Raw genomic sequence first — 7,826 nt, 5'->3', positions numbered from 1 at the left:
ATCATTATATCCAAATATGAGTTTCGTTAATGGGGTATCCACTTTTTATTCTAGTATCAGTATGTCCACCAGCTAAGAATCACTTTGCTACAACAACCTTCGTGTAATAAGTTATAATAAAAGTGTGATGAAACAAACAGACAAAAGCAGGTGAGAAAGCATGAAGGTCACAGCAAAAATGATTGCAGAAGAATTGGGCATGTCCACAGCAACCGTGGATCGTGTGTTGAATAACCGAAAAGGGGTGAGCGATAAAACGATTCAAAAAGTTCGCGACAAAGCAAAAGAATTAGGCTATCGTCCGAATCGTGCCGCAAAGTTTATGTCCACACAACGATTAATCCATGTGGCATTTATTTTACCAGTGGTGCCCGATTACTTTTGGAGGGAGTTAGACAAAGAAATTAAAAAAGCATCTTACATGTATGAAGATTTTGGTTTTCATATCGAAGTCCATCGTGTACATACCATTCCGGAAAATGAGCAGCTATTATACTTAGAAAATTTGATCCAAGAGGGGAAATATGATGCGATCGCGATCGCACCTCATGATGCAGATCCTTTCGTTGACTTAATTAATCAAGCGGTGGAAGCAGATATACCAGTTTTTACGGTGAACACAGATGTGCCAAATAGTAACCGAATCGCGTATGTTGGGAGCAATTACTTTGATGCAGGTTACTTAGCTGCAGAACTTATTTCCTTATTTAAGGAAAATTTGCGATCGATTACGTTAATCCGAGATTCGGAAGACACCTATCAGATGACCCATAAAGAAAGAGGTTTTTTCGCTTATTTCAAGGAGCATAACCTTGATGTCGAAATACAAACCTTGTATTTCAGTCAAAGCGCTTATACAGATCGACGTCATATTAAAGAAGTCATGGAGAAAGAAACAGAACAATTAAAAAAAACGGATGCGGTTTATGTAGCGAGTGGTATTCTCGGGGAAATTGAAAACTATTGGTCTTCTTGGTCAAAAAAACATATCATTATCGGTCATGATATTAATCAAGAAATTTACCATGCGATGAAACAAGGAGTGGTGACCGCAACCATTTGTCAAGATCCGATGGCGCAAGCGACGATAACCTTGCAGAAAGTGACGGATTATATGTTAGGAGATCAGAAGAAAAAGGTTAAGGACCACATTGTGAAGCTTGAAATCGCTACACCATCTAATGCGAAATATTACTTGGATTCATCTGATTATTAATTTCTTTTGAAAAATTTTACTAAAAATGATTGACGTTCATCATTCAATCATTTATGATATAAAATGTAAAGCGCTTTCACATTTTATAAAAGAAGTTACATGCTTCTTTTAATTTTTTAAGCAAAAATGATGAACGTTCATCATTTTTGTGAAAATTCTAAAAATAAAAAGAGAAGGTGAGTAGAATGGGTCAAAAGAAAATCATTCAAATTGGAACGGGAGGATTTGGCTTATCATGGTTAAAAATTTTGCGTGATCATGAGGAAGTAGAAGTAGTCGCTGTAGTAGATGTTGTGGAAGAAAATAAACAGAAGGCAAAAGAAGTATTAAATGGTGCAAATGTGCAATATTTTTTCGATCATATGGAAGCTTTTCAAGAGGTGAAAGCTGATATAGCCGTGATTGTGACGCCGCCGCAGACACATAAAAAAATTGCACTGGATGCACTGGAACACGATCTCCATGTGTTTATGGAAAAGCCGATTGCCCACTCCAAAGAAGATGCTATTTCGTTAACAGAATTATCTCAAAACTATCAAAAATCGGTGATGGTGAGTCAAAATTATCGCTATCGTCCAGAAATCCAAGCAATCAAAAAAGCAGTTGATGACCAAATCGTGGGCGAGATTGAATATGTGGAGTGGAATTTCCGCAGGGCTACGAAATTCGGTGGCTGGCGAGATCAATATGATGAAATTTTAATTGAAGATATGAGCATTCATCATTTTGACTTAATGCGCTACATCCTAGGAAAAAATGCAACGACCGTTTATGCGAAAAGTATGCGTCCATCATGGAGCTGGTTTAACGGGAATCCAACGGCAAGTGTGACCATGACGCTAGAAAATGTGCTCGTACACTATATGGGCAGTTGGGTGACAAGCGGACCGGAAACGTCTTGGAATGGCGAATGTAAGTTGTACGGAGAAAACGGCGTAATTGCTCTAATCGGCGATAAGCCGATGATCATTAAAGAAGATAATACGACAGAAACGTTATCCATACCGGAGATGAAAGTAGTCGATAGAGCATACTCGATCACGGAGATGGTTCAAGCAATCGATGAAAATCGAAAAGCTTTAACTGATATTTCAGATAATATTCATAGTTTTGAAATAGTAAGCGCTTCCTTGGATTCGATTAAAGAAGGGAAAGAAATTAACTTAAAGCAGAAGGAGGAAGTTCAATGAAAAAATGGTTAATGGCATTATTGGTTGGGATGGTTATGGTCGTGTTAGCAGCCTGTTCTAGTGACGAAGAGACTAGTGAAAGCGGAAGTGGTAACGATGAAACAAATGGGAGTGAAGAAAACAACACAGAGGAAGAACAGGTAACCATTAAAATATGGGACTATTTAGCACCGGATTCTTCTAGTGCAAGAGAACAAGAAGCCCTAATTGAACAATACGAAGAAGAAAACCCTAACGTAACCTTTGAAAGGACCTACATGCCATTTGCTGATTTGAAAACCAAGCTGCTCCAAGGGTTAGGAGCAGGCGATCTACCTGATATTGTCGTGATTGATAACCCAGATCATCAATCTTTTGCCCAAGCGGGTGTGTTTGCTGATATCACAGAAAAAGTCGAAAAGTGGGGCGAGGCAGGTCAATATTTTGACGGCCCAATGTCGTCTGCGATGTTAGATGGAAAATATTATGGTATTCCAAATAACAGTAATGCACTAGCGATATATTATAACAAAAAAATGTTTGAAGAAGCTGGCATCACTGAGCTTCCGACTACTTGGGAAGAATTCCGATCGGTTGCAGAAACTTTAACAGAAGGTGACGTCAAAGGATTTGCTATGTCAGGTGTCAAAAGTGAAGAAGGAACGTTTCAATTTCTACCATACCTATGGCAAGCAGGAGCAGATATAGATAGCTTTGGAAGTGATGCAGCAAAAGATGCGATGAGTTTTGTACACGGCATGGTAGAGGACGGTCTTGTTTCTTCTAACATGATTAACTGGGATCAGTCTGATGTCATGGTACAATTTCAAACGGAAAAAGCAGCGATGATGGAAAATGGTCCGTGGCAAATTCCGATCCTAAAAGAAGACTCTCCTGAATTGGACTGGGGCGTATTCTTAATGCCAGCAGGCGAAGCAGGAACGGCATCGATTTTAGGTGGAGAAAACTGGGCGATTACGGCTAATTCAGAAGTAGAAGACGAAGCTTGGGAATTCATCAAATGGACACAGCAACCAGACGTATTAGGTCCAATGCATGAATTAGGCGGAAGACTTCCAAGCCGAGCGGATGTTGCAAACGATGAGCAATATAATTGGGCACAGGATGAACATGTCAAAGTGTTTATGGAACAGTTGGAAACAGCGAAGCCAAGAGCTTACGGCACGAATTATCCGGAAATCTCCACACATATACAAGAAGCCATCCAGCGTGTCATGACTGGTGAAGACGTAGACACCGTGATGGAAAGTACAGCGGAAGAAATCAACCCGCTACTTCCATAACATGAAGAAGGAGTGGGGGGATTCCCCTCTCATCAATATAGGAGGTTTTTTTCAGTGTATGGGCAATTACGAAATAGAGTACCGAAATATTTATTCCTGCTGCCTGCTGTTCTCTTTGTATTAACTTTTATGATCTACCCGATTATTTACAACATTATCGTAAGCTTTCAAAATTTAACCTTAATGAACTTACAAGTTGGAGCGGAATTTATAGGACTGGACAACTATTCTAAGATTTTACAAAACGATAAATTTGCTATCTCTTTAAGGAACACGTTGATCTACACTTTTTCCTGTATATTTTTTCAGGTTGTCATCGGTTATTTATTAGCCGTCTTTTTGAATCAAGATTTTCCATTCCGGAATTTCTTTCGCTCGATTATGTTATTAGCTTGGATGACGCCATTAGTCATTACCGGATCGCTTTTTACATGGTTATTTGATGTCGATTATGGGGTGTTCAACTTCATTCTAACAAGCTTAAACATCATCCAAGAACCGATTAATTGGCTAGGCCAAAAAAATACGGCATTATTAGCCGTGATTATCACGAACATCTGGATTGGGATTCCTTTTAATATGATCCTGATTCTAGCAGCGATGCAATCCTTACCAAAAGATGTGTACGAAGCAGCTACTGTAGATGGTGCCAGAAGAATCCAAACCTTTTGGCATATTACGTTACCATTATTAAAGCCACAGTTGTTAGTCATCTTAGTGTTAGGGATTATCTACACTTTTAAAGTATTTGACCTGATTTTAATTATGACAGGTGGCGGGCCAGTAAATGCCACAACCGTTTTACCTTTTTATGGTTATGAGCTTGCCTTTGTGAACTTCAACTTTGGCGAAAGTGGTGTTGTCGCAACCGTTATACTAGTCATTTTGCTAGCTATTGCATCACTTTATTTATACATGATCAAAAAGGAGGAAGCACAATGAACAACAAGTATACACCGAAACAGTATTTCTTACTTGTTTGCGCCATTATCATTACCGCAGCCTTCCTCTTTCCAATCTATTGGATGATCACAACATCGGTGAAACCAATTGAGGACGTGTTCTCATCACCACCGATGATCATCCCAGAAACGATTCGATTTGACGCTTATATCGATAATTTAATCAAAGATCAAAGCTTACTGCCATATATTCGAAACTCGTTTATCATCGCAGCCGGCACTGCCATATTTACCTTAGTGCTTGCACTTCCATGTGCCTATGCATTAGCAAGATTTCGACTAGCTTGGGCGAATGGTTTTCTGCTTATTTTACTCGTTACGCAAATGATACCAGGGATTATGATGGCTATGCCGCTGTACATCATGTTCAGTAAATTTGATCTAGTAAACAGCTATCTCGCATTAATTGTAGGGAACACCACGACGGCCTTACCATTCGCTATTGTGATTATGCGCCCATTCTTTTTATCGATACCAAGTGGGCTAGAAGAAGCAGCGGTCATTGATGGATGTAACATCTTCACATCCTTTATTCGCATTATTTTACCGTTAACGAAGCCGATTATCCTGACCGTCTGCACATTTAGTTTTCTTTTCGCATGGGGGGATTTGATCTTTGCCTTAACTCTTGCGACAGATGAAAAGGTACGGCCGTTAACGATGGGGATTCAAAAATTTATTGGGCAATATGGAACACAATGGGATAACCTGATGGCCGTTTCGACCATCGCAGCAGCACCAATCATCATCATATTCCTTGTGTTTCAAAAACATATTGTAAGCGGAATCACCGCTGGTTCAGAAAAATAATTTTTATGGAGGGTTTTCTATGAAACTAGGAGTATTTACCGTATTATTTTCCGACATGTCATTAGAAGAAATGTTAGATCACGTCAAGGCAAAAGGGATCGACACCGTTGAAATTGGAGCGGGCGGATTCGTTGGAGATGCGCATTGTAAACCAATCGAGCTGTTAGCTGATTCGGAAAAACTTGCGAGGTTTAAACAAGCGTTCGAGGAACGTAATATTAACATTAGTGCCTTAAGCTGTCACGGCAATCCGTTACACCCGAATCAAGAGATCGCGCAGGATTTTCATGAGAAATTTGTCGCGACCGTCAAATTAGCGGAACTCTTAAATGTCGATACTGTCGTGACATTCTCCGGCTGTCCAGGTGAATCGGAGTATTCGGAAAATCCTGTATGGATCACTTGTCCATGGCCGACAGATTTTTCTCATGTCGTGGAGTGGCAGTGGAAGGAAAAAGCGATCCCCTACTGGAAAGAACAGAATGACTTTTTAAAACAACATAATGTTAGAGTAGCGATTGAGCCGCATCCTGGTTTTGTTGTCTACAATAACGAAACGGCGTTGCGTCTTCGTGAAGAATGCGGGGAGCAAATCGGTGTCAACTTTGATCCAAGCCATTACTTCTGGCAAGGCATGAATCCAGCACAGAGCATTAAACAAATTGGTGATGCACTGTATCATTTCCATGCAAAAGATACACAGATCGAACCGCGTAATACCGAGCTGAATGGCGTACTCGATACGAAAACGTATAAGGATATTGCCAATCGTTCTTGGGTGTTCCGAACGGTAGGGTATGGGCATGATGAAAGAGAATGGCGCGATATCATCAGTGCCTTACAAGTGATAGGCTATGATGGCGCAGTTAGTATTGAGCATGAAGACGGACTGATGAGTGTGGAAGAAGGATTCTCTAAAGCGGTTGATTTTCTAGAAGATATGCTGATCGCAGAAGGAGCGAAGGAATTATGGTGGGCATAGGAGCAAAACCGGTACGAGTTGGCATGATCGGCTATCAGTTTATGGGCAAGGCGCATAGCCATGCATATCGCGACTTACCTTTTTATTTTGATAATCCGTTGAAGCCGGAACTTAAGGCAATCGCCGGGCGAAATGAAAAAGCAGTCAAAGAAGCACAGGAGAAAATGGGTTGGGAAAGCTATGAAACCGATTGGCGAAAAGTAATCGAGCGTGACGATATCGATGTGATCGATATTGTCACTCCTAACCATACGCATGCGGAAATCGCCATTGCTGCGGCTGAGGCCGGCAAACATATTATAACGGAGAAGCCATTAGCTCTAACGGTAGACGAAGCGAAGCAAATGCTAGCTGCTGTTGAAAAAAATCGAGTAAAGCACATGATAAGTCATAACTATCGCTTTGTTCCTGCCGTACAGTTTGCTAAAAAATTGATTGACGATGGCAGGATTGGGCGAGTTTATCATTATCGTGGTCAGTATTTGCAGGATTTTATTATTGATCCGAACTTTCCACTTGTATGGCGTTTGAAGAAAGAGGTGTCTGGATCTGGTGCGTTAGGTGATATTGGTGCACATAGTATTGATTTGGCACGCTTTTTAATTGGCGAGTTTTCCGAGGTAACGGCGACGATGGAGACGTTTATTAAGGAACGACCTGTTGGAGAAATGACTGGCGGCTTGAGCGCTAAAGGCGATGCCAATCAAATGGGCGAAGTGACGGTGGACGATGCGGTGACCTTTTTAGCTCGCTTTGAAAATGGCGCATTAGGAACGTTTGAAGCAACGCGATTTGCGGCAGGGAACCGAAATAAAAACCAATTTGAGATTAATGGTGAGAAAGGCTCGATTCGCTGGGATATGGAGAATATGAATAATCTTGAGGTATATTTTGCTGATGATGAAGAGGGGGAGCAAGGCTTTCGTTTGATCAATTGTACGGAGGAAGTGCATCCATATGTTGGTGCGTATTGGCCGCCGGGGCATATTATCGGCTATGAGCATACGTTCATTCATTTGATTGATGAATTTTTTCGAGGGATTGCCGAAGATTATCAGCCAGCCCCAAGCTTTGAAGATGGTGTGAGAAATCAGATGTTATTAGAAGCGATTGAGCAATCAGCAAAAGAGCGAAAATGGATGAAGATAGATTAGCGGAAATGGTGAGCTGACGGCACCTCTTGAGGGAGGAGTCGTCAGCTTTTTTAGGTGAGGTTTTTCAGCGGTTTGTGATAAGTTCAAGGCCGATAGAGGTATTGTAATGAAAGTTTTGATTGGAGACAAGGCAAAAAACTGCCGATAGAGGTCGTCTAACGGAAGTTTTGATTTGAGACTAGGTAAAAAACTGCTGATAGAGCGTGTCTAACGGAAGTTTTGATTGGAG

7 protein-coding genes are annotated in these 7,826 nt (G+C 40.9%); all 7 read left to right on the top strand.

The genetic code is table 11. The features are described 5' to 3' along the window. Positions 1–160: 160 nt before the first annotated feature. The 7 genes from GHD00_RS02175 to GHD00_RS02145 all read left to right on the top strand — a co-directional run bounded on the left by GHD00_RS02175 (position 161) and on the right by GHD00_RS02145 (position 7,597). Complete coding sequence (locus tag GHD00_RS02175) at positions 161–1,216, top strand: LacI family DNA-binding transcriptional regulator (RefSeq protein ID WP_163536434.1); 1,056 nt, start codon at positions 161–163, stop codon at positions 1,214–1,216. 185 nt (positions 1,217–1,401) lie between these two features. Further along, a complete protein-coding gene (locus GHD00_RS02170) occupies positions 1,402–2,406 on the top strand; it encodes a Gfo/Idh/MocA family protein (RefSeq protein ID WP_163536433.1) in 1,005 nt (334 codons plus the stop codon). Further along, positions 2,403–3,689 (top strand): ABC transporter substrate-binding protein, encoded by a 1,287-nt coding sequence (locus GHD00_RS02165; protein WP_163536432.1) that lies wholly within the window; start codon positions 2,403–2,405, stop codon positions 3,687–3,689. The genes GHD00_RS02170 and GHD00_RS02165 overlap by 4 nt, the downstream gene beginning before the upstream one ends. 54 nt (positions 3,690–3,743) lie before the next feature. After that, on the top strand, positions 3,744–4,631 hold the full coding sequence (locus tag GHD00_RS02160; RefSeq protein ID WP_240468569.1) for a carbohydrate ABC transporter permease: 888 nt from the start codon (positions 3,744–3,746) through the stop codon (positions 4,629–4,631). Then, the gene (locus GHD00_RS02155; protein ID WP_163536431.1) at positions 4,628–5,461 is read left to right on the top strand and encodes a carbohydrate ABC transporter permease; all 834 of its coding nucleotides are present in this window, start codon (positions 4,628–4,630) and stop codon (positions 5,459–5,461) included. Before GHD00_RS02160 ends, GHD00_RS02155 begins: the two co-directional genes overlap by 4 nt. A 19-nt stretch (positions 5,462–5,480) precedes the next feature. Continuing rightward, positions 5,481–6,443: a sugar phosphate isomerase/epimerase family protein gene (locus tag GHD00_RS02150; RefSeq protein ID WP_163536430.1), complete on the top strand. Its 963-nt coding sequence runs from the start codon at positions 5,481–5,483 to the stop codon at positions 6,441–6,443. Continuing rightward, positions 6,431–7,597: a Gfo/Idh/MocA family protein gene (locus tag GHD00_RS02145; RefSeq protein ID WP_481810368.1), complete on the top strand. Its 1,167-nt coding sequence runs from the start codon at positions 6,431–6,433 to the stop codon at positions 7,595–7,597. Before GHD00_RS02150 ends, GHD00_RS02145 begins: the two co-directional genes overlap by 13 nt. Positions 7,598–7,826: the final 229 nt, after the last annotated feature.

Origin of the sequence: Gracilibacillus sp. YIM 98692, assembly GCF_010993965.1 — a bacterium.
GTDB lineage: Bacteria > Bacillota > Bacilli > Bacillales > Amphibacillaceae > Gracilibacillus.
Note: the sequence above shows the minus strand (reverse complement) of the source record. Positions and strands in the feature narration are given on the sequence as shown.

Coding starts and splice junctions, on each gene's coding strand:
- GHD00_RS02170 (WP_163536433.1), top strand. CDS start 1,402: ATGGGTCAAAAGAAAATCATTCAAATTGGAACGGGAGGATTTGGCTTA.
- GHD00_RS02150 (WP_163536430.1), top strand. CDS start 5,481: ATGAAACTAGGAGTATTTACCGTATTATTTTCCGACATGTCATTAGAA.
- GHD00_RS02175 (WP_163536434.1), top strand. CDS start 161: ATGAAGGTCACAGCAAAAATGATTGCAGAAGAATTGGGCATGTCCACA.
- GHD00_RS02165 (WP_163536432.1), top strand. CDS start 2,403: ATGAAAAAATGGTTAATGGCATTATTGGTTGGGATGGTTATGGTCGTG.
- GHD00_RS02145 (WP_481810368.1), top strand. CDS start 6,431: ATGGTGGGCATAGGAGCAAAACCGGTACGAGTTGGCATGATCGGCTAT.
- GHD00_RS02155 (WP_163536431.1), top strand. CDS start 4,628: ATGAACAACAAGTATACACCGAAACAGTATTTCTTACTTGTTTGCGCC.